Consider the following 26982-nt stretch of genomic DNA (forward strand, 5'->3'; position numbering starts at 1 on the left):
CGTTATGTCAATGTCCTTACCTTCCCTAGACGTGCTGAAAACCTTTGTGGTGGTGGCGCAACGGCTTAATTTCACCCATGCCGCTCAGAGCCTGCATCTAACACAGGGCGCGGTCAGCCGACAGATCCTCGGGCTGGAGCAGCATCTGGGCTACCCTTTATTTAGCCGCCGGGCGCGCGGCCTGACGCTGACTCCACAGGGCGCGATGCTGCTGGCTCCGGTGCAGCAGGCGCTTGGGCAGTTGGATGAAGCATTGGCGCGAGTCGGGGCGCAGCCGGGTACCTTGCGGATCAAATGCCCGACCTGTGCCATGCGTTGGGTGCTGCCGCGTATTATCCGGCTGCAAAATGAACGGCCGGAAATGCATATTGAGCTAACCGCTTCGGTATCGCACGGGCTGGATTTTGGCGCAGAACATTTTGATGCCGCGGTGGTGTTCGGCCAGCCACAGGCCAAAAAATTGCGGGTTCATCATCTGTTCGATGAAATCCTGACGCCGGTCTGCACGCCATCTTATTTGCCCGATTTGTCACGCCCACCCACGCCAGCCGATCTGGCGGAGAAAACCCTGTTGCATCCCACGCGCGATCGCCGCGACTGGTTGCTGTGGCTGAAGGCGGCGGGGTTCGAGGCATTGCCATCCGGCAAGGCGCAGCATTTCGATACGCTCGATCTGGCGATGAGCGCCGCGCTGCAAGGCTTTGGTATTGCCATCGGCGATCTGTGCCTGCTGGAAGAAGATATTCAGGCGCGGCGTGTGGTCACACCGTTCCCGCTCAGCGTGGTCAGCGGTGCGGCTTACTATTTGGTCTATCCTGAACGGGCGGTGGTGCCGCAGGCATTAACCGAACTGGTCAATTTCCTCAGTGATGAAGCGGAACAAAGCCGCGCCAGGCTGCAAAACTATCGACCGGCCTTCGCTAACAGCTTGTAACTTTTAACATTACAAATTATTTCTGCGCTGAAAAGGAGTATGGCACACTGCCTTTTCACGTTGATAAATCATCTCCGTCGCCGCCTGCGGCGGGAACATGCCTGAGATCAAATAATATGAAATGGCTTTGTGTGGTGAGTATGTTGTCCGGTCTGGCCATCAGCCCGGTTTTTGCGCAGGAAAGCGCCGTGATCCAGGGCGTTAATGCCCAGCAGCGCGATGCCTTCGTAACCAACCTGATGAAACAGATGACGCTGGCCGAAAAAATTGGCCAGTTGCGCCTAATCAGCGTCGGGCCGGATAACCCGAAAGAGGCGATCCGCGACGGCATCAGCAAGGGGCAGATTGGCGCCATCTTCAATACCGTTACCCGGCCGGATATCCGTGCCATGCAGGTTCAGGCCATGCAGCTCAGCCGCCTGAAAATCCCGTTATTCTTCGCCTACGATGTGGTGCACGGTCAACGTACCGTGTTCCCAATCAGCCTGGGGCTGGCGGCCAGTTTTGACCTCGAGGCCATCGCGCTCAGTGGCCGGGTATCGGCGCAGGAAGCCAGCGACGACGGCCTGAACATGACGTTCTCGCCGATGGTCGATATCACCCGCGATCCGCGCTGGGGCCGGGTCTCGGAAGGTTTTGGGGAAGATACCTGGCTGGTGTCCAAAATTGCCAAAGTGATGGTGGATGCCTACCAAAACGGTGACCCGTCCAAACCCGGTTCCATCATGGCCAGCGTGAAGCACTTCGCACTGTACGGGGCCACCGAAGGCGGCCGCGATTACAATACCGTCGATATGAGCCCGCTGAGAATGTACCAGGACTACCTGCCGCCGTATAAGGCCGCAGTGGACGCCGGCAGCGGCGGGGTGATGGTGTCGCTCAACTCGATAAACGGCATTCCGGCTACCGCCAACCCGTGGCTGTTGAAAGACCTGCTGCGCGATCAGTGGGGCTTCAAGGGCATCACTATCAGTGACCACGGCGCGATTAAAGAGCTGATCAAACACGGCGTGGCTGAAGACGCGCGTGATGCGGTGCGGCTGGCAATCACTTCCGGCGTCGACATGAGCATGAGCGACGAGTATTACGACCAATACCTGCCGGGGCTGGTCAAAGACGGGCTGGTATCGGAAAGCGACATCGATCGCGCCTGCCGCGACGTGCTGAACACCAAATATGATATGGGCCTGTTCAAAGACCCTTATACCCACCTTGGCCCGGTCGGCTCCGATCCGCAGGACACCAATGCCGAAAGCCGTTTGCACCGTGCCGAAGCCCGCGTGATTGCGCGTAAGACCTTGGTGTTGCTGAAGAATGACAAGCAGACGCTGCCGTTGAGCAAGCAGAGCACCATAGCGCTGGTCGGGCCGATGGCCGACAGTCAGCGTGACGTGATGGGCAGTTGGTCGGCGGCCGGGGTGATCAAACAGTCAGTGACTCTCCGTCAGGGGCTGGAGCAGGCGGTGGGCGACAAGGCGAAGATCCTCTATGCCAAGGGGGCCAACGTCACTCAGGACAAGAGCATTATCGACTATCTGAACGAGTATGAGCCGGCGGTGGTGTTTGATACCCGCCCGCCACAGCAGATGATTGACGAGGCGGTGCAGGCGGCGAAGAAAGCCGATGTGGTGGTGGCGGTGGTGGGTGAATCACAGGGGATGGCGCACGAAGCTTCAAGCCGTGCCGACATTACCATTCCGCAAAGCCAGCGTGATCTGATCGCGGCGTTGAAGGCCACCGGTAAACCGCTGGTGCTGGTGCTGATGAACGGCCGACCGCTGGCGCTGAGCTGGGAAAGCCAGCAGGCGGATGCGATGCTGGAAACCTGGTACAGCGGCACCGAGGGTGGCCATGCGGTGGCCGACGTGTTATTCGGGGACTACAACCCGTCGGGCAAATTGCCGATGACCTTCCCACGCTCGGTCGGGCAGATCCCGATGTACTACAACCATCTGAATACCGGCCGTCCGTTCGGCAAGGAAAACCCGGGCAAGTACACCTCCCGTTACTTTGACTCACCGAATGGCCCGCTGTATCCCTTTGGCTACGGTCTGAGCTATACCAGCTTTAGCCTGTCGGATCTGAAACTCTCCAGCCCGACGATGGCGCGCAACGGCAAAATCACCGCCAGCGTCACGCTGAAAAACACCGGTAAATATGATGGCGCCACCGTGGTGCAGTTATATCTGCAGGACGTGACGGCTTCGGTCAGCCGCCCGGTGAAAGAGCTGCGTAACTTCAAAAAGGTAATGCTGAAAGCCGGTCAGGCGCAGAAGGTGGAGTTGCCGATCACCGAAGAGGATCTCAAGTTCTATAACGCCAGCCTGAAATGGGGCGCGGAACCGGGCAAGTTTAATGTATTTGTCGGCCTGGATTCCGACGAGGTACAGGCACAGAGCTTTACGCTGAAGTAATCACTCCTGGCCCTCTCTCGCTGCGGTGGGAGAGGGTTTTGTTGATGTTTAACACCCACCTGTTTTGTTTAATTCCCCGGCTATTTTCTCAATCGTTGATCCCGCTGATTGTTTCGCCATGGCTATCGCTATATCATTTTATATATAACGATAATCAACCGGAATCCCCCTCATGTTCAAACGCTTCCCGCGCCTACTGCTGCTTTTTATTCTGTTCTCTTGCGCTGCGCAGGCAGATCGCCAGGTTACTGACCAACTCAACAGACAGGTCAGGCTACCCGATACCATCACCCGCGCCGTGGTGCTGCAACATCAGACGCTGAACCTGCTGGTGCAACTCGACGCTCTGCCACAGGTGGTTGGGGTGCTCAGCAGTTGGAAGAAGCAACTGGGGCCGAATTATCTGCGCTTGGCACCTGGGCTGGCAAACATGCCGATGCCGGGCGATCTCACCTCGGTGAACATCGAAAGCCTGCTCCGATTGCATCCGCAGGTGGTGTTCGTTGCCAACTATGCACCACCGGAAATGATTGCCCAGATTGAAAGGGCCGGCATTCCGGTGGTGGCGATTTCACTGCGTCGTGAGGCGGCGGATCAGGCAGGAAAAATGAACCCGCAGCTGAAAGATGAAGATCAGGCCTATAACCTGGGCCTGCAGGATGGCATTCGCTTAATCGGCACGGTCATGGGCCACCAGCCACAGGCCGAGGCGCTGATCCAGGACGTATTTCAGCAGCGGACGCTGGTGGCAGACCGGCTGCGCGACCTGCCGGAGGACCAGCGAGTACGGGTCTACATGGCCAACCCGGACTTAACCACTTACGGCTCGGGCAAATACACCGGCCTGATGATGCAGCACGCCGGGGCTCTCAACGTGGCGGCGAAGGACATTAACGGTTTTAAACAGGTGTCGATTGAGGACGTGCTGAAGTGGAACCCGGCGGTGATTTTCGTGCAGGAACGCTATCCCGAGGTGGTGAAGCAAATCCTCAGCTCGCCGCAGTGGCAGGGGATTGATGCGGTGAAAAATAAACGGGTCTATCTGATGCCGGAATACGCGAAGGCCTGGGGCTACCCGATGCCGGAAGCGCTGGCATTGGGCGAACTGTGGATGGCGAAAAAGCTTTATCCGCAGCGTTTCAGCGACGTTAATCTGCAACAGCGGGTGGACGCCTACTACCGGCAGTATTACCGCAGTAGCTGCTGCCAGAGTGGGCAATGAGGCTGGGCTGGCTGATCCTGCTGACGTTGCTTTGTGCGCTGTTATCGTTGGGCATCGGTCGCTATCCGGTGTCGGCGGCCCACAGCCTGCTAATCCTGCTGGAGCCCTTGACTGGCCCGCACGGCGGTATTGATGAGATCCAACGCCAGGTGATCCTCGGGGTGCGCGTGCCCCGGGTGTTGCTGGCGATGGGGGCCGGGGCGGCACTGGCCTTATGTGGTGCGGCGCTACAGGGGGTATTTCGCAACCCGCTGGTGGATCCGCACATTATCGGCGTCTCCTCCGGTGCGGCTTTTGGCGGTACGCTGGCCATTTTGCTCAGCCTGCCAATGGCGGCGCTGCTGCTGTCCGCCTTCGTGTTCGGCATGGCGGCGTTACTGCTGATTTTCGCCATCACCAGCGCCATTGCCCGACGCAATATTCTGTCACTGGTGCTGGCCGGGGTGATCCTCAGCGGCTTTTTCTCCGCCTGCGTCAGCCTGCTGCAATATCTGGCCGATACCGAAGAAAAGCTGCCGAGCATCGTGTTCTGGCTGCTGGGCAGCTTTGCTACCGCCGACGATAACAAACTGTTGATGCTGTTTCTGCCATTGCTGTTAGGCGGCGGGCTGCTGCTGGCATTGCGCTGGCGCATTAATCTGTTGTCGCTGGGGGATGAGGATGCCGCCGCGCTGGGCATCAATGTCGAAGGGACCCGCTGGCTGATCCTGACGCTGTGTGCCGCCATCGTCGCTGCACAGGTGGCGGTGAGCGGCAGCATCGGTTGGGTAGGGCTGGTGATCCCCCACGTTGCCCGCTTGCTGGTCGGCCCGGATCATCGTCGTCTGTTGCCTGCCTCAATGTGTCTGGGCGCGCTGTATATGGTGTTGATTGACGATTTGGCGCGCACCTTAAGCAGCAGCGAAATTCCATTGGGCATCCTGACGGCGCTGATTGGTGCGCCGCTGTTTGCGTTGCTGTTGCGCCGCGCGCAACTGAGAGGCTGGCATGGCTGAGACATTGTTGCGGGTGAAGGGGCTGGGTTTTAGTTGGCCCGGCCAGACACCACTGTTTCATCAATTGAATTTACAGTTACGGCGCGGTGAGGTGCTGGCGGTGCTCGGCCCCAACGGACGCGGTAAAAGCACCCTGATGCAACTGCTGCTCGGTACCTTACCATTGCAGCAAGGCGCGGTGGAACGGGGTAACGGCATAGGTTTTGTCCCGCAGCAGTTCGCTGCCCCCTTTGCTTATCGGGTGTTGGATATCGTGCTGATGGGGCGCGCGCGTTACGTGGGTTTGTTCCGCTCCCCCTCGGCGCAGGATCACCGACTGGCGAAAGAGGCGCTACAGTCGCTGGATATGCTGGGCTTTGCCGATCGCGAATTTGGCAGCCTGTCCGGCGGGCAGCGGCAACTGGTATTGATAGCCCGCGCGTTGGCGATGAGCTGTGAGGTGTTGATGCTGGACGAGCCGACCTCGGCGTTGGATTTGCACCATCAGGACCGGGTGCTGAGCCTGATCTCACATTTGGCACGGGAACGACAGATGGCGGTGATGTTTTCTACCCATCAGCCCAATCATGCACATGCAGTGGCCGATCGCGCCCTGTTGCTGGGGGCGGCAGGACAGCATCAGCTGGGCTCCTGCGCTGAGGTGCTGACGGCCGAGAGCCTGTCGCCGCTGTTTGATTTGGCGATTGAACGGGTAGCCTTGCAGATCGACGGGCGTCAGTTTGAAACGCTGGTTCCCCTGTACCGCAGCCAACGGGAGCGTGAAAGTGAGTAATATCTTGTTGTTCGCCGCAGGTAGCCTGCGTGGGGCATTCGGTCCCTTGTTGGCTGCCTTTCAGAGGCAAACCGGTGAGGCGGTGGAGGCGGTATTTGGCCCGGCGGGCCTGCTGCGCCAGCGAATTGAAGCCGGGGAGCGCCCGCATATTTTCGCCTCGGCCAACCTGGCGCACCCGCAGCGATTGGTAAGTTTGCAACTGTCGTCACGGGTTGAGCCTTTTGCTCGCAACCGGCTGTGCACCACTGTGCGTAATATTGCCGGCTTAACCGAACGGCCATTGCTGGAGGTGTTGCTGGACTCGCGTTGGCGGGTGGCGACATCAACGCCGGGCGCTGATCCTTCCGGCGACTATGCGCAGCAACTGTTCGAGCGTATTGAGCTGTTGGCACCGGGGCAGGGCGTCGCTTTGCAGCAGCGGGCTTTGGCGTTGGTAGGCGGGCCCGACTCCGCGCCGCTGCCACCGCATCGACTGGCGGCGGAGTACCTGCTCAATAGCGGACAGGCGGATATTTTCCTCGGGTATGCCAGCTATGGCACAGCCTTGGCGGAATTCCCTGAACTGGCGGTGCGGCAGTTACCGCCACCGTTGGCGATTGAAGCCGATTACGGCCTGTGCCTGCTGGATGCGCGAGCGCAGCCTTTAGCCGGGTTTATTCTGGCGGAACAGGGGCAGGAGATACTGCGGCAGCAGGGTTTTTTGTCCTTATAAACTCAGCCAGAACACCACTATCCTCATGTATTTAAATCACTTTAATTAAATCTCTGTCACTGGCTTGATCCTGCCGGTGAGTTCGATCTATTATTTGCTTGCACAAGCAAATAAATTTCCAGAGGCCATCAAGCATGTCAAAACCGCGTAAACTTCCTGCTGCGCTGGGGATTCATCTGGACGTCACCAACCGCCTGTGGCGTACCGCCATGGATCAGTCGGTGAAAATGACCAATCTGACACGCCCGCATTGGCTGGCGCTGAGCGCCATCGCCGATCTTGGTGACGGTTGTACCCTGAAAGACATCTCGCTGCACCTGAATGCCGAGGTCTCAACCATGTCCCGTGCGCTGTTATTTCTGGAAAAGAATCAGTTAATTGCGCGCATTGCACTGACGGAGGACAAACGCGCCAAAGGGGTGAGAATGACAGCGGCCGGGCAGGAGATGCTGGAGCAGCTGGATCACTCCAGCCAACAGGCACGCCAATTGCTGCTCAAAGGGGTTTCCACCAGCGATCTGGAGGCGTTTTACCGCGTGTTGTTTGGCATTAAACATAACGCAATCGCCATGCTCGATCAGGAAAACCTGTTGCCGGAGGAGTTCGCATTGCTGGCGAGCGAGCAGGCAAACGAGATTAACCCGGACGGCGGATCGTGATCGGCCGCCGGCGAGTCGTGCAGGGGCTGTGTGCATTTGCACTGGGCATTTTTGCCGTCTCGGCATTTGCCGGCACTGAGGATCCACAGATTATCGCCCGGGGCAAATATCTGGCCGTTGCCGCCGACTGTGCTGCCTGCCATCGCGGCAGTGCTGAACATGATGCGCCCTATGTCGGTGGTTATGCGATTGCTTCACCGATGGGAAAAATCATCGCCAGCAATATCACACCGGCCAAAGAGACCGGGATTGGCAATTATAACGAGCAGGATTTTCGGCGCGCATTGACTCAGGGCATTCGCCGCGATGGTCAACCGCTGTATCCCGCGATGCCCTATAGCGCTTATCAGGGGCTGAGTGATGCCGATCTACACGCCTTGTACCGCTATTTTATGGTCGGAGTCACTCCGGTTGAACGTGCGGCTCCAGCCACTCAACTGGATTTTCCCTTCTCCTGGCGCTACGCGATCCTCGGCTGGAACTGGCTATTCCTGAAGAATACGTCCACCCATGCCGCGGGAGCGAATGAGCGCGGCCGTTATCTGGTCGACGTGTTGGGACACTGTTCCGCCTGCCACAGTCCGCGCAACTGGATGATGGCGGAGCGGGGCGACCGCTACCTGGCTGGCGGTGAGGTTGGCGGCTGGATAGCACCGAATATTACCTCGGATCCCGTCAGTGGCATCGGCGGGTGGAGCCAAACGGAACTGGTGCAATACCTGCGCACCGGACGTAATGACAAAGCGCAGGCGGCAGGTGGTATGGCGGAAGCGGTGGAGCATAGCCTGAGGTTCCTGAGCGATGACGATCTTATCGCCATCGCGGATTGGCTAAAACAAACCCCGCCGATAACCAGGGTTCGCGCTACCAAAGCTGCCTATCAGTATCAGGGCGGTGGAGTGGATAGCGCTTCAGGCGCTGCGCTGTATGCCATCTCTTGCGCCAGTTGTCATCGTCTTGACGCCAAAGGTGCTTACGACGGGCACTTTCCCGCTTTGCGCCATAACTCTACCGTCGGCAGTGAACAGGCCAATAACCTGGTGATGGTCATTCTGCATGGGGTCAAGCGGCAGGGCGAAAATATACAGACCTGGATGCCGGGCTTCGCCGACAGCCTTGACGATCGACAGGTCGCTGAGTTGGGTAATTATGTGTTGCAGCAGTTTGGCAACCCTGCCGTCAGGGTGACACCGGCACAGGTGGCGCAACTGCGGGCGGGTGGAGAGATACCCCTGTTGATCTGGCTGTTGCCTTATCTGCTCTGGGGCGGGCTGTTGTTGGTATTGCTGGCTCTGGGCTGGCTGATTCAGGCGCGTCGCCGCCGCACACGCTGATATTTTCGCTCCGCAACCTAAGAGAGGGTGGCATGAAGTTCAATCTGAACGGCCGTGAGGTCGAGTTTGACGGTGAGCCGGATACGCCGCTGCTGTGGGTGATCCGCGAGCATTTTAAGCTGACTGGCACCAAGTTTGGCTGCGGTATCGGTGCCTGTGGTGCCTGCACGGTCCATGTCGACGGTCAGGCGGTGCGTTCTTGCTGCTACCCGCTGCAGTTGGTTGTGAATCGCAAGGTGACCACCATTGAAGGATTGTCCGCCGATCGCAGCCATCCGGTGCAGCAAGCCTGGATTGCCGAAGATGTGCCGCAGTGCGGTTACTGTCAATCCGGCATGATCATGGCGGTCAGCGCGCTGCTGGCGGCAAATCCACATCCCAGCGATCGTCAGATCGATGATGGCCTGACCAACCTGTGCCGTTGCGCCACCTACCATCGTATTCGTTCGGCGGTACATCGCGTCAGTAATGGGGAGAAATAACCATGACGATCAGCCGACGTACCTTGGTCAAAGGGGGCGCACTGGCCGTTGGTGCTCTGCTCCTGCCGATATCGCTACGCAGTATCGCGGCAGTGGTTTCTCAAAACATCACGCCACCAGACAGCCAATATGAGTTGAACGACTGGATTTGGATCGATCGCAACGGCCAAATCGTCATCGGCGTGTCGCAGTGCGAGGTCGGTCAGGGAATATACACCGGTCTGGCGGAGGTTGTGGCGGCAGAAATGGATGCAGATTGGGCGCAGGTGACGGTGAAGTTTGTCACCGGTCGTGATGCCTACCGTCAGGTTGCAGGGGGAGAGTCTTTTGCGCAGTTTGTCGCGGCCTCAACCTCAATGACCAAGTTTTACCAACGCACCCGGCTAGCGGGCGCGCAGGCCAGAGATTTTTTCCTGCATGCCGGTGCCAAACATCTGGCTTTACGGCCGGAGCAGTGCCGTACGGAAAAAAGCTGGGTAGTTGATGATGTTGGCCAGCGGCGGGTAGCCTATGGCGATCTGCTGCATTATGCGGCGGAGCTGCCGCTGAATCCCACACCGACATTGAAGAGCCAGGAGCAGGAAAAACAGGGCATTATCGGCAAGCCGTTGTTACGGGTTGATACGCCGGAGAAGGTCGACGGCAGTGCAATTTACGGCATCGATATTGAGTTGCCGGGAATGTTGGTCGGCGTCCCCTGGATGGTACCGGATCTCAGTGGAAAAATTATCGCCATACGTAACGAACAGCAGATACGCGCTATTCCGGGGGTTATCGATCTGGTGCTGACCCGGCAGTGGTCAATGAATAACATGGTTGGCCTGGACCATGATATGTCCCTGAATACGGTGATCGTGGTGGCTGAAAGCTACTGGCAGGCCAAGAAAGCGGTGGATTTGCTGGAGGTTGAGTATCAGCCGGGGGAGGGGACGCCGCTTTCCAGCGATAAAATCGCCGCGGAGAATCAGGCCATGCTCGACGGTGGCGAGTTGGCGCAGGCGGTAGATCGCGGTCAGGCTGCGGCGTTGATTCAGCAGGCTGTTGGCAGCACGCGGTTGCATCAGGCGCATTACAGCGCGCCCTATCTGGCACATGCCACCATGGAACCCTGCAATGCCACCAGTCATTATACGGCGGGCCGCATTGAAACCTGGGGGCCATTCCAGGGGCAGGACATGGTGCGCAGTGTCTTGGCGAAAATGTTTGGCTTGAAGCCTGCCGATGTGGTGGTTAACACCACCTATCTGGGCGGCAGCTTTGGGCGTAAATACCTGCCGGATGCAGTGATGCACGCCACCGCCGCCTCCAAGGCGTTGGGGAAGCCGGTTAAGGTTATTTACCCACGCGAGATCGACATCCGTCATGAATACTATCGCCCCGGCTGTATCAGTCATTACCAGGCGCTGCTGGATGAAAACGGCTATCCGCAGGCTTTGTGGGCGCGTTATGCCGGCCAGTCGCTGTTCTGGCAGATGCGGCGCGAAACGGTGCATGAGGCGGGCGGCTGGGATGAAAGCATGGTGGAGTGTGTCTATAGCACGCCGTATCAGATCCCTAACCTGAAAGTGGAGGCCGGTATTGTCGAGCAGCCGGTATCACTGAGTTATTTGCGCGGTGTGGGAAGCGTGGCCAGCCTGTTTTTCCTGGAAAGCTTCATCAGCGAACTGAGCTATAAAGCCAACATAGATGAATATCAGTATCGACGAAAATTGCTGCAGGGTAGCCCTGAAGCACGGCGGGTGCTGGACGCCACTGCGACGGCGGCGGGTTGGCAGCACGATCTGCCGACGGGAACCTATCGCGGCATGTCTTGTAATATCTGGCTAGGTCGAAACAACGCTTTTACCACTTACGTGTGCCTGGTGGTCGAACTGAGGATTAATCAAGGGCAACTGCAATTGATCCGCGCGGTGTGTGGTATTGACTGCGGTAAGGTGATTAACCCTAATTTGGTTCGCGCTAACGTTGAGGGCGGCATTGGTTTTGCCCTGACCACCTGTTTGAAAAGTGAATTGCATTTTGAGCGGGGTGGCGTAGTAGAGGGGAATTTTGATAGTTATCCGCTGATAACTATTGCCGAGATGCCCAAGGTGGAAGTCGTGGTGCTCGACAGTTCGCGTGAGCCACAGGGATGCGGCGAGGTTTCCACTGCGGTGGTCGCACCGGCGATAGCCAGTGCCCTGCATAAGGCGACCGGAAAAACCTATCGCGATATGCCGTTTCCCCGGCAGTGGTAGTTGGATTATCAACCTGCCAGGCGAGTAGCTTATTAAGCTGGCAGGTTGTGAAGCTAATTACATCTTCTTCAGCAGTTGCAGCAGGTGCTCTTCACTCTTTTCTGCCAGCCCGTCGATCGCCAGCTTGATGATATCGGAACGGGTGATGCGCACCACGCCGTTACGTGCCGCCTGCACAATGATTTCATCGATCGCGTCGACGTGGTTATCGGTCAGGCTGACTGAAATGGCTTTGTAAGTGCGTTTGCGGCCCTGCGGTTTGGCTTCCGGGGCGGGAACATGCAGGGTGTGTGAAGTGGCGCTGTTGATAAATTCGTCTTCTGACATGCGCTGGGTAGGGGTACGCTTTTTCACAGGATCACCTCTTTCACCAGGCTTTCAATCTCCGCCTGCGCTTTTAGGTTATTCGCCTCATGCACGGTGATGGCCTCGCCCCAGGCATCGCGGTAAATCTTGCGGTCGCACAGACGGTTGCTGACCAGCGTCAACTCCGGGTACTCGCTCAACACCTGCGCCGCTTCGTTAGCTTCATTAATAAAGATATTGGTCGGGCACATGTTCAGCACGATGTAGCCTTTCACCTTCTCGTTATATTCCTGCGCGGTGGCGAACATTTCCGACAGATAGCCGACGGTATCGAGATCCATCTGGGAAGGGCGCAGTGGGGAGAGGAACAGATCGGCGGCCAGCAGGCCGGAACGCAGCTCGGCGCTGTCGCGGCCGGCGGTATCGACAATCACATAGTCGTAATGACGATCCAGCTCCAGCAGGGTCTCTTTGATTTTGCCTGAGGCGGCGACCACCGGGATATGCGGCAAGCCTTCTACATTCTGGCGGTCGTTATACCAGGTCATGATTGATTTCTGATCGTCAGCATCAACGATGATGGCGGTTTTTCCCAGCTTGAGGATCAAATATCCGGCGATATTGACCGCCTTGGTCGATTTCCCTACGCCACCTTTTTGCGAGCCAATCAAAACAATCATGCTGCCATCTCTCAAGTTATTAAGCTGGTAACTTATTAAGTTAATATGCTTATTGGATTGATAATTAAACAGGTTAACAACAACAACGCTTGAACAATATGCACCAACGGCGACGGCTTGCCAAGCCAGTATGCGGTTAACTTTGCTGCTTATTTTGCTGGTAACTTAGTAGGCGGGTAAGTAGGAATGCTCTGGGAAGTGGTTATGCGGAGGAGATTTTTTTTAATTTGGCAACTTAATAAGTTATTAGGTTGCCAATGATGGCTGTTCGGTAATGGCTACTTTTTCAACATCGATTTCAGGTTGGCGAACGGGTTATGGGTCGCGAGCCCAACGTCTTTTTGCGCGTCCTCACCGGCCACTACCGTAGAGCCATATTGATCGGCTTCGGTATATTTGGAGTGTTCGTGGTCGTGGCAATACAGGCACAGCATTTCCCAGTTGCTGCCGTCTTCGGGGTTGTTGCTGTGGTCGTGATCGATATGGTGGACCGTCAGTTCGCGCAGATTGGAATAAACAAACTCGCGCGAGCAACGCCCGCAGACCCAGGGGAAGATTTTCAGTGCTTTTTCGCGGTAGCCGGTCTCCAGCCTCGCGTAGTTTTTTGGAATATATGCCATGGTGTGTGCCCGTCGGGTGATAACAGTAATGCGTTAAATAATACCACAACGCGCCGGATTACAGCGTGCGGCACATCACCGTCACTTCTTCGCCGCATACTTCCCGCAACTCAACCGGTTGCCAGCCCAGTTTTTGATACAGCAACTGTTGATCGGGAGTGTAGAGATACAACTCGGCGATCTGTTGCTGGCGGCAGTGGGCGACGCAGTGATCGATCAGGCGGCGAGCCACCCCTTGCCCACGGTGCTGGGGGTGAGTAAAGACTTCACCCATCCAGAATTTTCGCTCCGGCCTATCCGCCAGTTCGTAAACGATCAGGCTGGCAGTGCCGAGGATCTCTTGTTGCGGCGACAGAGCCAACAGCGCCATGCCGGGATGCTGCGGTTCGCAACGCTGTTCAAGACGTCGGCTGATTTTTTCGCGACAGCTCCACGGCGGGAAATCCTGCCACTCCAGATGCAATAATGCGGCCAGTTCATCAATGCGTTGGCGATACGCAGACAGTGGTTCAATACGCATAATTCGATTCGTTTTTTGCCCAATAGCAGCCAACTATAGCGGCAGATTTCGCTTATTTGAAGGTCTCGACCGCCCAATCGATAAACACGCGCATTTTGGCGCTTAGATGGCGGTTGGAGGGATAGACCACGTACATCTGTTCCGAGGGCGGTTGCCAGTCGTGCAGCAGGCTGACCAGTTCGCCGTTGTCCAGATGCGGCTGGGCCATAAAGCGGAAGGTTTGAATAATGCCCAACCCGGCCAGTGCCGTCGCCAGCAGCGCATTACCCTCGTTGACGCTGACGTGATAGCGATGCTGAATATCAATCTCCTTGCCCCGATCGACAAAGTGCAGCGGCTGGATGCGATCGTTCAGCGCATGGCGGTAATGTGCCAGTGGAAAACCCAGCTCCAGATCGCAAGGGTGTTGCGGCGTACCGTGGCGCGCCAGATAGGCCGGGGTGGCGCAGGTCACCCATTCAAGCTCGAACAACCGGCGGGCAATCAGGCTGGAATCGGCCAGTGGGCCGCTGCGGATCACGCAGTCGGCGCTGTCGTTAATCAGATCGATCAGACGGTCGCCCACCCCCAGGTCGATCTGAATTTGCGGGTAACGCGCGATAAAGTCCGGCAGCGCCGGCACCAGCAACTGCCGTGCCGTCGAGCCACCGGCGTCAATGCGCAGCACGCCTTGTGGCGCACTCTGCGACTCGGTCATGCTGCCTTCCATCTGTTCCAGCTCCGCCAGCCACTTGACCGTGCGCTGGTAATAGCATTCGCCCTCGGCAGTGACCGACACGCTGCGGGTGGTACGCTGGAACAGCTTGGTTTGCAGATGATCTTCCAGGTTCTGGATCAGCTTGGTGACGGTGGCCTTGGGCATCCGCAGTGAATCTGCGGCGCGGGTGAAGCCACCGGTTTCGACCACGCGGTTAAACACCCGAATAGCGAGTAAATGATGATCCATAGCGCTCTCAGTGCAAAACCCCGGCAGAGGCCGGGGCGTGTTTCTGCGGATGAATAATGATTATGACTGTTTAACGCCAATCATGCCGGAACGCAAGGTCAGGCCGAAAACCAGCGCGGCGGAGAGGGTGAGCGCACCGCCAAACAGCATGGCGCTGCTGACGCCCTGCCAGTCGACCACTTCGCCACCCAACAACGCGCCGGAAGCCAGCGCAATCTGGATCACGCAGACCAGCAGTGCCTGACCGGCCTCCGGTGCCTGCGGGACGGCGGCGAACATCCAGTTGGTGGCGCAGACCGGTACGGCGCCAAATGCCAGTCCCCATACCATCACCATCAGCGTGGCACCGGCGATGCCACTGAGGAACGGCGAGACGATCAGGATGGCAGCCAACATGGCGGTGATCAGAATAAAGGTGGCGCGCAGGCTACGTTCGGCCAGCCGTTCACCGAGGAAGGTACCGAGCAGACCAATGGCGCCGTAGGCCAGCAGCTGCAACGAAATCGCCGAGGGGCTGAGGACGAACACCTGCTGCAGCAGCGGCTTCAGATAGGTGTAGGCGGCAAAGTGACCGATAAACAGCAACACGATGGCAATCAGCCCGGTACGTGCCATCGGCAGACGCAGGGGTAACAGCAGGTCGCGTGCGGTGACCGGGCGAGTGGGTGGGACCGACGTCAACAACCGCAGTTGGGCCAATAGCACCCCAACCGCCAGCACCGCGCTGCCAAAGAAGGCGGCGCGCCAGCCGAACAGGTCACCAATCAATGCCCCGGCGGGGACGCCGCACACGGCACCGACCGAAATGCCGCTGAGGATCAGCGCGGTGGCGCGACCCTGGCTGGCTTCCGGCACCAGATGGCGGCCATAGTTGGCGGCAAAGGCCCAAAAACCGCCGACGCAGATGCCCAGCAGGACGCGGCCAAGCAGCATCATGGGGAAGTTAACCGCCAATGCGGAGACCAGGTTGGAGATTGCCAGCAGCACGCTCAGTGCAAGCATCAGCAGGCGACGGTCGAGTCGACCGGCCGCCAGGCTCAGGGCCGGTGCGGCGATAGCCGCGATGATGCCAGGCACGGTCACCATCAGACCGGCTCTGCCGGTACTGACATCCAGCGACGGGGCGATATTGGTCAGCAGGCCGATCGGCAGAAACTCGGTAGTGACCATCACAAAGCAGGCAACCGTCAGCGAGAAAATCGCCAGCCAGGCTGATGGTGCAGGTTTATCATTATTATTCAGCATAGTACTGCTCATCCCAGGTGAATGTGTAAACCGCGCAGCGGGCGCGGAGTGACAGAGATCACAATTTACGCAGGCATTTGCGGCGGATAAATCCGTTTGCGGTAGTTACACTGTTTCTGTGGGGGAACAATCAGGCAGGGCAAGTCAATCGGGGGTTGGCGGCCAACCGGAAGGCCAAAGGCTTAATCGGCATAAGCTTATGCGACGGGCGCATCAGGTGTGCGCCCGGGGAGGCTCACAGGCCCGGCGCTTTCCACATCGAGGTGGTCAGGCCATGGTCTACCAGGGTGAGCTGGTCGGCATAGACCTGCTGCCAGGTCTCCTTTTGCCGCTGATACAGTTCATGATTGGCCATATCCGGTTGGTACTCACGCTCCCAGCGCACCAGACTTTCACCGGTTTGTGCCAGCGACTCATACAACCCTGCACCCACTCCGGCGGCAATGGCGCAGCCCAGCGCGGTGGCTTCTTTCACCACCGGTACGCGCACCGTCAGGCCGGTGACATCGCTGAGGATTTGGCTCCACAGCTTGCCCTTGGAGCCTCCGCCGGCAAATACCAGCGAGCGCGCCTGTACGCCGGAGAAACTGGCGATCTGCTCCAGGTTGCAGGCGGAAACAATGGCGGCGTTCTCTTCCAATGCGCGGAACAGGGTTTGCTTATTGCAGCGCTCCGGGTCGAGTGACAGGTTGATAAACGAAGGCGCGGCGTGATACCAGGTCTTGAAATGCATGGCGTCGGAAAATATCGGCATCACTCCGTAAGCCCCTGGCGGCACTCGTGCGGCCATCTCTTCCAGCAGGCTGTAGGCATCTACGCCCAGCCGTTCCGCCATCAGTTTTTCTTCGGCGCAGAAGGCATCGCGGAACCAGCGCATGGTTAATCCGGTGAAGAAGCTGATTGACTCGGCCTGTGCCATGCCGGGGATCACGTGCGGATTGATGCGGATGTTCATCTCCGGGTCGGTGGCCGGTTCCGGCAAATTGACGATTTGCTGCCAGAAGGTGCCGCCCAGCACCGCCGTTTGTCCGGCGTGCACTACTCCCAACCCGAGACTGCCCAGTTGCACATCGCCGCCGCCCATTACCACCGGCGTGCCGCGTAACAGGCCACTTTGTTGTGCCGCCTGTTCGGTGATGTGTCCCAGCAGGCTGCCGGTTTCTTTCACCGGTGACAGCATATCGGCGCGCAACCCGGCCATGTCGAGCAACGCCGGGCGCCAGTCACGGCTGACCAAATCGAGCATGCCGGTGGTCCCGGCATTGGAAGGATCGACCGCCAGTTCGCCGCTCAGCATATTGGCCAGCCAGTCGCTGATCATGGTCAGCGTCGCCGCCTGACGGTAGATGTCCGGCCGGTGATGCGCCAGCCACAGCAGGCGCGGCATGGCGCTTAATGCCAGCGTTTGCCCGGAATACTGATAAACCTCGCGTTCGAAATTGTGGTTATGCAGTTCTTTCAGTTCGCTGACTTCCTCGCTGGCGCGAGCATCAACATTGGCGCAGGCCCAGATCGGCACGCCGTCGCGATCGTAAAGCACAATACCCTCACGCATCGAGCAACAGGCCACGGAGCGGATCGCCTGGCCAGAGATACCGGCATTCTGCAGCGCCTGCCGGATGCACTGGCAGGTCAGTTGCCAGTTGTGGGCCAGATCAAACTCCATTGAGCCGGGCACCCCCGGTACCGCCAGATGCCGCCACTCTGCCTGGCCCTGAGCAATTTGATTACCTGCCAGATCGAAGATGACCGCGCGAATGCTGCCGGTGCCTGCGTCCAGTGCCATCAAATAGTTATCCATAGCTCACACTCTCTGGGATTGGGATCTTAACTATAGATGCGGTGCTCTGCGCACTGCTGGCGGAAGCGGCGGGGTCGGCAGGATTTGTGAACTGCGCTGCAAAATTGCCGTTGCGGGGGGTAAATCCGCGGGAATAAACCTATGGTTGGAAAGCACATTGACCTTCACTACCCTAAATAATTCGAGTTGCATCGAGGCGGTAACAAAGTGCATCCCCGAGAGCATACCAGTAGTACGTGACCGGGGTAAACGCAGGCAGCCAACAAGGATGCAGCTTGAAGTATGACGGGGAAAGGGTAAACAAGGAGCCACCATGCACGTCACACTGGTAGAAATTAACGTTAAGCAGGACAAAGTAGACGAGTTTATTGAGGTCTTCCGCGCTAATCATCTGGGAGCGATCGAAGAGCCGGGCAATCTGCGCTTTGACGTGTTGCAGGATGAAACCATCCCGACGCGTTTTTATATCTATGAAGCCTACCGGGATGAGCAGGCCGTCGCTGCCCACAAAAAGACGCCGCACTATCTGCAATGCGTGGAAAAACTGGAAGCGCTGATGACCGGGCCGCGCAAGAAAACCAGCTTTATCGGCCTGATGCCGGGTTAGCGGGCAGTAGGGTAATTTTGTTCAATACAGGGGGCTCCCAAGCCGTCAGTCTGGCATCTGTGAACTCTTTCTCAGGTGCCTGTAATGAATATTTATCTTTCGATGGCCGCTTTTGCACTGGCCTCTTCCATCACTCCCGGCCCGGTCAATATCGTGGCGCTGAGCGCCGGGGCGCAATTCGGTTTTAACGCTACCTTGCGGCATGTTTTTGGTGCCACGCTGGGTTTTACCCTGCTATTGATTCTGATTGGGCTGGGCCTGCACAAGTTGCTGATACTGTTGCCGGTGCTGACGCAGCTGATCCAGTGGGCGGGCATCGCCTTTTTGTTGTTTATGGCTTATCAACTGGCCTTTGACGACGGACGACTGGGCAACGGCAATCAGCCGCAAGCGCCGTCGTTCTGGTATGGCGCCTGGTTGCAGTGGCTGAATCCCAAGGCCTGGCTGGCGTCAGTGGCCAGTTTGGGGGCGTTTGTTGCCGACGGTGACCGGTTGCTGTTATGGCAGTTCGCGGTGATTTATTTTGTCGTCTGCTATGCCTCGGTGGCCTGCTGGGCCTACACCGGTGCGATGCTGACCGGTCTGTTGCAACAGGCTCGCCATGTGCGGCGTTTTAATCGCTTGATGGCGTTGCTGTTGGTGGCCAGCGCCTGCTATCTGCTGGCCGACGGCGTTTAGCGCGGATTTTGGTACTGGCCAGGGGTGGCAGCCAGCAGCAGTTTGAAGGTGCGCTGAAAGTGCGCCTGATCGGCAAAGCCGCTTTCGCTGGCGGCCGCGGCGATCGGATAGCCCCGTTTCAGCAGTCGGTGACCGAACTGAATGCGCTGATTGACCAGGTAGGCGTGCGGCGTCATGCCGTAACGCTGTTTAAAGGCGCGGATTAAGTAAGAAGGCGAGAGTGCTGCCGCCTGGCAGATGGCTTCCAACGTCAGTGGTTGGGTGCAATGTTGGCTGATAAAGGTTGCTGCTGCTTCCAGCTTTGGGTGCTCGGCTGCGGCCGGGCGGACATCGCCCAGGCGGATTTGCAGCTCGGTGAAGTATTCCACCAGAGCAATCTGTTTTTCCAACTGGCAATGTTGCGGGGCGATCAGCAGCGCATACAGCTGGTTCAGGCCATTGAACAGGGCAGGGGCACGGCTGAGCACCTGCTCAAACGGAATAAAACCCCCGTCGCCACCGGCGATCTCTTGCTGCAGTTTACCCAGCCAGGTGGCATCAATATAAAACATGATATATGACCAGCGTTGCTCACCGATGGGATTGCAAGCATGGGCCTGCTGCGGGTTAATCACCACCACGTCGCCGGTACTGACCTGCCGTTGTTGGCTGCCATTAATATAAATGCTGGTGCCGTCGGTGATAGCACCGATGGAGAAAATTTCATGGCTATGCAGGGCGTAACAAACTTTGCGGCCATCTTCAATGGCGCGAGCTTCCACAAAAGGGAGCTGCGGGTCACGCCAGAATTGCGGCGCGGTAGCGGTCATGAGCTTTCCTTTCTGCGACGACGAGGCTAGCTTGTTATAGCGTAAAATGGGGGCGGGAGGGAATGAGGATGATGATTTTTAATGCGTGTGGCTGTGTTCAGGATCGAATAAACCCCGGCCACACTGGACATGGCCGGGTGGGGGTTAATCTTCTTCGTTGCGAGCCATAAGCTGACGTTGGTGCTCTTCGCTGGCCGCCTGGATTTCTTCCAGCACTGAACCGACATCGGCGCGTTTGTTGCTCTCGACAAACTTACCGGTCAACACACTGGCCGGTGTCAGGTTACCTTCCTGATACAGCGCCCAAATTTCTTTGGCGTACTTGCTGTCGAGCAGTTCCGGGGCATATTGGCCGTAAAACTGCGACATGTTGTTGATATCACGTTCGAACATGCTTTTGGCGTGGTTGTTGGCGGCGGCATCCACCACCTGCGGTAAATCGATAATCACCGGTCCATTTTTGTCCATCAGCACGTTGAATTCCGACAGGTCGCCATGTACCAGCCCGGCGCACAGCATGCGCACCGCGTAGTTCATCATAAGTGCGTGATCGGCCCGCGCCTGTTCCGGCGTCAGAGTGACATCGCTCAGACGTGGGGCTACCAGGCCTTCTTCGTCGGTGATCAGTTCCATCAGCAGCACGCCATCCAGACAGATATCCGGCTGCGGTACGCGTACGCCCGCTTTGGCGAGCAGATACAGTGCATCGACCTCGGTATTCTGCCAGGCTTCTTCCTGCTGCTGGCGACCGAATTTCGACCCTTTGCTCATGGCACGGGCATCGCGGCTGTTACGCACTTTGCGGCCTTCCTGGTAATTCACGGCCTGCTTGAAGTTACGCTTGTCTGCTTCTTTGTAAACTTTGGCGCAGCGGATCTCTTCGCCGCAGCGCACGATAAAGACGTCGGCTTCTTTGCCACTTTTCAAACGGCGGATGACGTCGTCGATTAAACCATCATCTACCAATGGCTGGAGTCGTTTTGGAATTTTCATGCAGCCTTGTACCCTATTTAGGCTCCGGTGTGAATGGTTTGCTAAGGTGTTAGCCAAATTTAGACCCGAAAGGCAAAATTTAGTTTGCCGCCGTTGCGACATATGGCCGCAACGGCGCACCTGCTACAGGGTTTCTGCCAGTACCCAAACGCTGACGCTGCCGCCGTTAACCGGGAAAGTCGCATTCCCCTGTTCGTCGGTGGTGACCTCATCCTGACGGTTACCGAGCAGATCGCGCCAATTTTTATGTGCCAGTTCGGCACCCAGCGAAACCGCTTTGCCGCTTTCAGCCCCATTGGTGAGTACCACTACGCAGCCAGGTGCTTCGGCGGTACCGCTGCGGCTGAAGGCCACGCAGTTTTTATCATCAAAATAATCGGTTTGCACGCCGTTGGCAAAGCGTTGTCGCGCCTGAATCAACTTTTCCAGCTCAGGGATAACCGGCATATCAATCTGGTACTCCTGGCCGTCACTGCCTTTATCTTTATAGCTGGCACCGTACAGGTCAGGATAGAACACGCAGGGCACCCCTTGTTCGCGTAACAGGATCAGGGCGTAGGCCAGCGGTTTGAACCAGGGTTCGACCGGCGCTTCCAGCGATTGTAGCGGTTGGGTGTCGTGGTTGGCGACCAGCGTGACCGAATGGGCTGGATCGGCAGCGGTCAGGGTATCGGTGAACATCTGCGCCATATCGAACCCATCCCCCTGTTTTGATGCCTGATGAAACTTCAGGTGTAAGGCTACGTCGAACAGCATCACTTTGCCCTCGACCAGGTCAATATACTGTTGTAACGCGGCCAAATCGTGCGACCAGTATTCGGCGACGATAAACAGATCGCGCTGTGCGCTGTCACGCACGTGGTCAGCCCACTCTTTAAAGAACCAGGCGGGGATATGTTTGGCCGCATCCAGCCGGAAACCGTCGCACGGCAGGGTTTCCAGCAGCCAGCGCGCCCAGTATTTCAGCTCTTCGACTACCGCCGGGTTGCGAAATTCAACGTCGGCCCCCATCAGATAGTCGTAGTTGCCTTTCTCGTCGCCGACCTGATCGTTCCAGCCGTCGTCACCGTAGTCATTGGCGATTTTGAACACGCCTTTCTCATCGGGCTGTTCAACGTAATCAACCCCACCAAAGCATTTGTAATCCCAAATAAATTTGGAGTAGGTGCCCTGTCGGCCGGGAAAGGTGAAACGGGTGTAGGCCAGAGCGTCGAAACCCTGGTCGTTAATATTATTGCGGTTGTTGGCGTCCGCCTTATACACGTGCACCTGCTCTTTTTCGTCGGCACCGAGCTTGTGGTTGAAGACCACGTCATAAATCACCCGCACGCCGTTATCACGCAGCGCTGTGGCGGCATGCACCAATGCTTCCTTGTCACCGTATTTGGTGGCGCGGCTGCCTTTTTGGTCGAACTCGCCCAGATCGAACAGATCGTAGCTGTCATACCCTACCGAATAGCCGCCGGAAGCGCCCTTATAGGCGGGGGGCAGCCACAGGTCGGTGATACCCAACTGAGCAATTTGCGCGGCCCGTTCGGCGACCTCTGGCCATAACTTTCCGCCATCAGGATAATACCAATGGAAAAACTGCAGCAAGGTGGTTTTTTTCGTCATGAGCCAGCGTCCCTATTTGCCAGAAAGAGGTGCGGGATGAGCCGTCGCCCACCCCATCCTGTTACAGCATGGGCTACTTTTGGTAAAAGGGAAACTCGGTTCGGGCGGGTTAATCCAGGCTGACGTAATGAGACAATACCAGTCTGATATTGGCCTATCGAAGTAGCTGCTAAACCACTGGATTGGGCTTCAGCCAGCAGATTTTCGGCGGGGCAATAATACAAAAGGCGGCCAGGGCCGCCTCTTTGCGCAATTGCTGATTCAGCAATTAATTGTAGATAATCGCAGTACCGTGCAGTTTGTTGTCGCCAGTAGTTGAGATGATCTGGAATGATTTAGCACCTGCTTCATCCGCTTTGGCAGCCAGTTTGTTTTCCAGGCTGGTCAGGTCGGAAGCCCCACTGACGGTAACCACACCGGCTTTTTGCAGATCTGCCGGTTGGGCATTTACCAGGTCGGCGGCGAAGCTACCGAAAGAAACAGAAGCTAGTGCGATGGCAGCGATGGTCATTTTCAGGTTTTTCATGGTCTTATTTCCTATCTCGATATTCTGTACGATGTTTTTTTATTGGGTCGTTAAATTAATTAACGATCGATAATTTAATGTTAGACGCCTGTTCGGCGCTTTGCAATTATTTTTTTAATGTTCGTTAATTAATTTTTTTCTTATCGTCGTTAACCGGGAAGAAAATAGCCGTTACCGGCCCAGAGAATGACGATTAACTGATTGTTATTGATAGATTACTGCGGTGCCATGCAGTTGGTTGTTACCCCCGGCGCCGGTGATGCGGAATGATTTTGCACCGGCTGCGTCAGCTTTGGCCGCTAAATCGGCTTCCAGAGAGGTGATATCAGAAGCACCACTGACAGTAACCACGCCGATTTTTTGCTGATCAGCCGGCTGACTGTTAACCAGGTCTGCAGCAAAGCTACCGAAAGAAGCAGAGGCAAGCGCGATGGCGGCAAGAGTAATTTTTAAGTTTTTCATTATGTTAATTCCTATTCTAACAGCGTAAACTGGGATTTGAATGTCTGTCGTTGTTATTACTTAACGATCGATAACTAAATGTTAATCGCTTCTCGACGGCAGCGCAATATTTTTTTATAATGATCGTTAATTTAATTAGTGAGCCCTGCTGCGGGGCGGGATAAGAGAGGGTCTATGAGTATCAATGAAGAGGTCTGCGCTAAAAAAACGCGTGGCAGACCGAAGCAGTTTGATCGCGACCGTGCGCTGGACAGCGCGCTCGATCTGTTCTGGCGGCACGGTTATGACTCAACGTCGCTGGCCGATCTGGTTGAAGTCACCGGCGCCAAGGCGCCAACGCTGTATGCCGAGTTTGGTAATAAAGAAGGGTTGTTCCGTGCGGCGGTGGAGCGTTATCTGCAAAAGTACACTACCTGCACCAATCAACTGCTGGAGCGGGATCTGCCGATAGCGGAAATCGTTGAAGCCTATGTGCGCTCTTCAGCTGAAGTGTTTACCGATCCGGATACGCCGTCTGGCTGCTTTATGGTGTGTGCGTCCGCGGCACTGTCTTCGTCGTCTGATGAAGTCGCCGAAATGCTGCGTAACAAGCATCATGCTAATGAGGCCAGCCTGCGAGCCTGTTTTGACCGTAAGGTACAGCAGGGGGAGTTATTGGCGAAAACCGATACCGCACTGTTGGCCAAATTCATCGTCTGTACCATTGAAGGCATGTCGGTTCAGGCACGTGAAGGGGCTAGCCGTGAGGATTTATATCGCTTGCTCGATGCATTGATGCTGGTTTGGCCGCGTCTCAGCCAGGTGGGCAATAAGGTCTAGGGAAGGGCGTATTGTTCGATAAAGGGCAAGGCCGCATTGCTGCGGCCTTGGCTTGAATTACTGGTTAACCGGGATCACTGCGCCCTGGTATTTTTGGCGGATGAAGTCCTGAATGGCTTTGGAGTGCAACACCTTCACCAGGGCGACAATTTCCGGCTTGTTCACGTCGGCCTTATGCACGGTGATGATGTTGGCATAGGGGTTGTTTTCACCGCTTTCGACCGCGATCGGGTCTTTGGTTGGGTTCAGCCCGGCATCGATGGCGTAGTTGGCGTTAATCACCACCGCGTCACCCTCATCGTTGTTGTACATCTGTGGCAACAATGCGCCTTCCACGTTCGCCAGGAACTTCAGATCTTTCGGGTTTTCCACCACGTCGGTAATGCGTGCATCCACTTTGCTCACGCCTGGTTTCAGCTTAATCACGCCTTCTTTTTCAAAGATAGACAAAATGCGCCCTTCCTCTGCCACCGCATCACGCATGATGATTTTTCCGTTGTCCGGCAGATCCTTCAGGCTTTTATACTTCTTGGAGTAAATGCCGATCGGCTCGATATGGATAGCCCCGGCGCTGACAAAGTCGTAACTCTTATCGCCCGCATGGTCCTTCAGTACCGAATTCAGATAGGGCACATGCTGGAAGTAGTTGGCGTCAATATCGTGACTGGCCAGCGCCGTATTCGGCAGGATGTAATCCTGGAAGGGTTTGATCACCAGATCAATGCCTTCCTTCGCCAAAATCGGCTTGGCCTGCTCGAGGATCTCCGCGTGCGGAACGTTGGACGCACCAACCACCAGCTTGGTCTCCGCCGCGGCACCCAAGGAGGCTAACGCGGTCAGTGAGGCGAAAGCCAGCATCATCATTTGCTTTTTCATCATCATTATTCCCAGGTTATTTATCGTTTATCGAGCGTTGTTGTAATGGTGTCGCCGATGAACTGGATAACGAAAACGATCAGCAGGATCGTCAGCGTCGCCACCAGCGTCACGTCACCGTGATTGCGTTGAAAACCTTCCAGATAGGCCAGATTACCCAGCCCGCCTGCGCCGATCACCCCGGCCATCGCGGTATAGCTCACCAGCGCGATCAGGGTGACGGTAATACCAGAAACCAGCGCCGGGGAAGACTCCGGCAGCAGCACGCGGAAGATAATGGTGCTGGTTTTGGCACCCATAGAGCGCGCCGCTTCAATGACCCCCTTGTCCACCTCACGCAAGCCAATCTCAACCAGCCGCGCATAGAAGGGGGCAGCGCCGACAATCAGCGCCGGCAGCGCAGCGTCAGCTCCTAAAATGGTGCCGATCAGCGTCTTGGTGAACGGGATCAGCAACACGATCAAAATGATGAAGGGAATGGAACGGAATACGTTGACCAGCACTGAAATCAGCGAATAGACGAGGCGATTTTGCAACAGTTGGCCGCGGGAGGTCAGGAACAGCAGCACCCCCAGCACGATACCGAGTACCAGCGTCGCCAGCCCGGCGATACCGGTCATGTACAGGGTTTCCAGGGTGGCGTTCAGCAACTGGTCAATGCGCAGGTGAGGGAACAGTGACTCAATCATGTTTAATCACCTCAGCGGCGATCTGTTGTTCTTTCAATAATTTCAGCATGCTGTCGATTTGCAGATCGTTGCCATCGGCGTGGATATACAATTCGCCAAAGGATCCGTTCAGGGTCTGGGTTATCTTGCCGTGCAGAATATTAATGCTCACCTTGTAGCGCAGGATCACGTCGGAAATCACCGCCTGATGGGTTTGCACGCCGACAAAGGTCAGTTTGAAGATCGCGCCCGGCAGGTGCTGGGCCAACAGTGGATTAAAGCTTTCCTCTGTTTCCTGATACTGCGAAACCTGTTTAACGAACTGCTGGGTAATCGGCTGCTGCGGCCGGGTGAAAACATCGATCACCGGGCCTTCTTCGACAATGCGGCCGTTTTCCATCACCGCCACGCGATGGCAAATTTTGCGCACTACGTGCATTTCATGGGTGATCAACACAATGGTCAGGTTCAGCTTGCGGTTGATGTCCAGCAACAGGTCCAGAATCGAATCGGTGGTCTGAGGATCGAGTGCCGAGGTGGCCTCATCGCACAGCAATACTCCCGGATTATTGGCCAGTGCGCGGGCGATGCCGACACGCTGTTTCTGTCCGCCACTGAGCTGCGAAGGATAAGCCTCTTCGCGGCCCTGCAGGCTAACCAATGTCACCAGCTCCGCCACACGCGGTTTAATCTGTGCCTTGGGCACGCCGGCGATTTGCATCGAGAAGGCAATATTCTGGCTGACGGTGCGTGACCACAGCAGGTTGAAGTGTTGAAACACCATGCTGATTTTCAGCCGCGCCTGGCGCAACTGGTCGCTTTTGGCGGCGGCGATATCGAAACCGTCGACCTGAATGCTGCCGCTGGTAGGGGTTTCCAGCCCGTTAAGCAAACGGATCAGGGTGCTTTTACCGGCTCCGCTATAGCCAATGATGCCGTAAATTTGCCCGGCTTCGACCGCCAGGTTGACATCATCCACCGCGATAACGCGGCCCTGTGCGCTGTCAAAAGTTTTGCAAACGTTCGAAAGAACGATCATAAAGAAGCGGAT

The 26982-nt window shown here is 56.7% G+C and carries 28 protein-coding genes; 13 read left to right on the forward strand and 15 right to left on the reverse strand.

Annotated elements, in window-relative coordinates; translation table 11 throughout:
* Window positions 1-4: 4 nt before the first annotated feature.
* From QOT07_RS06840 to QOT07_RS06885, 10 genes are all read left to right on the forward strand, one after another.
* Window positions 5-934 (forward strand): LysR substrate-binding domain-containing protein, encoded by a 930-nt coding sequence (locus QOT07_RS06840; RefSeq protein ID WP_261283939.1) that lies wholly within the window; start codon window positions 5-7, stop codon window positions 932-934.
* A gap of 116 nt (window positions 935-1050) precedes the next feature.
* Window positions 1051-3348: a beta-glucosidase BglX gene (gene bglX / locus QOT07_RS06845; RefSeq protein WP_283602772.1), complete on the forward strand. Its 2298-nt coding sequence runs from the start codon at window positions 1051-1053 to the stop codon at window positions 3346-3348.
* 172 nt (window positions 3349-3520) lie between these two features.
* Window positions 3521-4570: an ABC transporter substrate-binding protein gene (locus QOT07_RS06850; protein ID WP_207975957.1), complete on the forward strand. Its 1050-nt coding sequence runs from the start codon at window positions 3521-3523 to the stop codon at window positions 4568-4570.
* Window positions 4567-5565 (forward strand): FecCD family ABC transporter permease, encoded by a 999-nt coding sequence (locus tag QOT07_RS06855; protein WP_099065220.1) that lies wholly within the window; start codon window positions 4567-4569, stop codon window positions 5563-5565. Before QOT07_RS06850 ends, QOT07_RS06855 begins: the two co-directional genes overlap by 4 nt.
* A complete protein-coding gene (locus tag QOT07_RS06860; RefSeq protein ID WP_261427150.1) occupies window positions 5558-6337 on the forward strand; it encodes an ABC transporter ATP-binding protein in 780 nt (259 codons plus the stop codon). Before QOT07_RS06855 ends, QOT07_RS06860 begins: the two co-directional genes overlap by 8 nt.
* Entirely contained in the window at window positions 6330-7049 is a 720-nt protein-coding gene (locus tag QOT07_RS06865; protein ID WP_283602773.1) for a substrate-binding domain-containing protein, read from the forward strand. The genes QOT07_RS06860 and QOT07_RS06865 overlap by 8 nt, the downstream gene beginning before the upstream one ends.
* 134 nt (window positions 7050-7183) lie before the next feature.
* Window positions 7184-7708, forward strand: coding sequence for a MarR family winged helix-turn-helix transcriptional regulator (locus QOT07_RS06870; protein ID WP_099065223.1), 525 nt, complete (start codon window positions 7184-7186; stop codon window positions 7706-7708).
* On the forward strand, window positions 7705-9042 hold the full coding sequence (locus QOT07_RS06875; RefSeq protein ID WP_283602774.1) for a c-type cytochrome: 1338 nt from the start codon (window positions 7705-7707) through the stop codon (window positions 9040-9042). The genes QOT07_RS06870 and QOT07_RS06875 overlap by 4 nt, the downstream gene beginning before the upstream one ends.
* Window positions 9043-9074: 32 nt before the next feature.
* A complete protein-coding gene (locus QOT07_RS06880; RefSeq protein ID WP_099065224.1) occupies window positions 9075-9524 on the forward strand; it encodes a (2Fe-2S)-binding protein in 450 nt (149 codons plus the stop codon).
* Window positions 9525-9526: 2 nt separating this feature from the next.
* Window positions 9527-11761, forward strand: a complete 2235-nt coding sequence (locus tag QOT07_RS06885; RefSeq protein ID WP_283602775.1) for a xanthine dehydrogenase family protein molybdopterin-binding subunit — start codon at window positions 9527-9529, stop codon at window positions 11759-11761.
* A 57-nt stretch (window positions 11762-11818) separates the two neighbouring features.
* On the opposite strand, the gene QOT07_RS06890 is transcribed toward QOT07_RS06885, so the two are convergent.
* The 7 genes from QOT07_RS06890 to lsrK all read right to left on the reverse strand — a co-directional run bounded on the left by QOT07_RS06890 (window position 11819) and on the right by lsrK (window position 17879).
* Window positions 11819-12115 carry a hypothetical protein gene (locus QOT07_RS06890; protein WP_085115723.1) on the reverse strand — a complete coding sequence of 99 codons (297 nt, stop codon included), beginning with the start codon at window positions 12113-12115 and terminating at the stop codon, window positions 11819-11821.
* The gene (locus QOT07_RS06895; protein WP_085115724.1) at window positions 12112-12747 is read right to left on the reverse strand and encodes a division plane positioning ATPase MipZ; all 636 of its coding nucleotides are present in this window, start codon (window positions 12745-12747) and stop codon (window positions 12112-12114) included. Before QOT07_RS06895 ends, QOT07_RS06890 begins: the two co-directional genes overlap by 4 nt.
* A 278-nt stretch (window positions 12748-13025) precedes the next feature.
* Window positions 13026-13367 (reverse strand): HNH nuclease YajD, encoded by a 342-nt coding sequence (yajD, locus tag QOT07_RS06900; protein WP_020825794.1) that lies wholly within the window; start codon window positions 13365-13367, stop codon window positions 13026-13028.
* A 58-nt stretch (window positions 13368-13425) separates the two neighbouring features.
* On the reverse strand, window positions 13426-13887 hold the full coding sequence (locus tag QOT07_RS06905; protein ID WP_099065226.1) for a GNAT family N-acetyltransferase: 462 nt from the start codon (window positions 13885-13887) through the stop codon (window positions 13426-13428).
* 52 nt (window positions 13888-13939) lie between these two features.
* A complete protein-coding gene (locus QOT07_RS06910) occupies window positions 13940-14833 on the reverse strand; it encodes a LysR family transcriptional regulator (RefSeq protein ID WP_283602776.1) in 894 nt (297 codons plus the stop codon).
* A 60-nt stretch (window positions 14834-14893) separates the two neighbouring features.
* Complete coding sequence (locus QOT07_RS06915) at window positions 14894-16078, reverse strand: MFS transporter (protein WP_012005814.1); 1185 nt, start codon at window positions 16076-16078, stop codon at window positions 14894-14896.
* Between the two features lie 235 nt (window positions 16079-16313).
* Window positions 16314-17879 (reverse strand): autoinducer-2 kinase, encoded by a 1566-nt coding sequence (gene lsrK, locus QOT07_RS06920; protein ID WP_198404499.1) that lies wholly within the window; start codon window positions 17877-17879, stop codon window positions 16314-16316.
* A gap of 313 nt (window positions 17880-18192) precedes the next feature.
* Here lsrK and lsrG point away from each other — a divergent pair, with 313 nt between their 5' ends.
* Complete coding sequence (gene lsrG, locus QOT07_RS06925) at window positions 18193-18486, forward strand: (4S)-4-hydroxy-5-phosphonooxypentane-2,3-dione isomerase (protein WP_085115728.1); 294 nt, start codon at window positions 18193-18195, stop codon at window positions 18484-18486.
* 84 nt (window positions 18487-18570) lie between these two features.
* Window positions 18571-19164: a LysE family translocator gene (locus tag QOT07_RS06930; RefSeq protein ID WP_261427142.1), complete on the forward strand. Its 594-nt coding sequence runs from the start codon at window positions 18571-18573 to the stop codon at window positions 19162-19164.
* Here the strand turns inward: QOT07_RS06930 and QOT07_RS06935 are convergent.
* From QOT07_RS06935 to bhsA (QOT07_RS06955), 5 genes are all read right to left on the reverse strand, one after another.
* Entirely contained in the window at window positions 19161-19973 is an 813-nt protein-coding gene (locus QOT07_RS06935; protein ID WP_283602778.1) for an AraC family transcriptional regulator, read from the reverse strand. The two genes, QOT07_RS06930 and QOT07_RS06935, sit on opposite strands and share 4 nt — an antisense overlap.
* 144 nt (window positions 19974-20117) lie before the next feature.
* Complete coding sequence (locus QOT07_RS06940; protein ID WP_085115729.1) at window positions 20118-20966, reverse strand: PA4780 family RIO1-like protein kinase; 849 nt, start codon at window positions 20964-20966, stop codon at window positions 20118-20120.
* A gap of 123 nt (window positions 20967-21089) precedes the next feature.
* Window positions 21090-22580 carry an alpha-amylase gene (amyA, locus tag QOT07_RS06945; RefSeq protein WP_099063952.1) on the reverse strand — a complete coding sequence of 497 codons (1491 nt, stop codon included), beginning with the start codon at window positions 22578-22580 and terminating at the stop codon, window positions 21090-21092.
* A gap of 268 nt (window positions 22581-22848) precedes the next feature.
* On the reverse strand, window positions 22849-23106 hold the full coding sequence (gene bhsA, locus QOT07_RS06950) for a multiple stress resistance protein BhsA (RefSeq protein WP_099063954.1): 258 nt from the start codon (window positions 23104-23106) through the stop codon (window positions 22849-22851).
* A 204-nt stretch (window positions 23107-23310) separates the two neighbouring features.
* Window positions 23311-23568, reverse strand: a complete 258-nt coding sequence (gene bhsA, locus QOT07_RS06955; RefSeq protein WP_099063955.1) for a multiple stress resistance protein BhsA — start codon at window positions 23566-23568, stop codon at window positions 23311-23313.
* A gap of 174 nt (window positions 23569-23742) precedes the next feature.
* Between bhsA (QOT07_RS06955) and QOT07_RS06960 the strand changes: the two genes are divergently transcribed.
* Window positions 23743-24387: a TetR/AcrR family transcriptional regulator gene (locus QOT07_RS06960; RefSeq protein ID WP_283602779.1), complete on the forward strand. Its 645-nt coding sequence runs from the start codon at window positions 23743-23745 to the stop codon at window positions 24385-24387.
* 57 nt (window positions 24388-24444) lie between these two features.
* Here QOT07_RS06960 and QOT07_RS06965 read toward each other — a convergent pair whose 3' ends face one another.
* Genes QOT07_RS06965 through QOT07_RS06975 form a run of 3 tightly spaced genes read right to left on the reverse strand, consistent with a single transcriptional unit; the run spans window position 24445 to window position 26970 of the window.
* A complete protein-coding gene (locus QOT07_RS06965) occupies window positions 24445-25266 on the reverse strand; it encodes a MetQ/NlpA family ABC transporter substrate-binding protein (protein ID WP_430523269.1) in 822 nt (273 codons plus the stop codon).
* Between the two features lie 17 nt (window positions 25267-25283).
* The gene (locus tag QOT07_RS06970; RefSeq protein ID WP_099063957.1) at window positions 25284-25952 is read right to left on the reverse strand and encodes a methionine ABC transporter permease; all 669 of its coding nucleotides are present in this window, start codon (window positions 25950-25952) and stop codon (window positions 25284-25286) included.
* Window positions 25945-26970, reverse strand: coding sequence for a methionine ABC transporter ATP-binding protein (locus QOT07_RS06975; RefSeq protein WP_283602780.1), 1026 nt, complete (start codon window positions 26968-26970; stop codon window positions 25945-25947). The genes QOT07_RS06970 and QOT07_RS06975 overlap by 8 nt, the downstream gene beginning before the upstream one ends.
* Window positions 26971-26982: the final 12 nt, after the last annotated feature.

This window comes from Serratia proteamaculans, assembly GCF_949794035.1.
Classification (GTDB): domain Bacteria; phylum Pseudomonadota; class Gammaproteobacteria; order Enterobacterales; family Enterobacteriaceae; genus Serratia; species Serratia proteamaculans.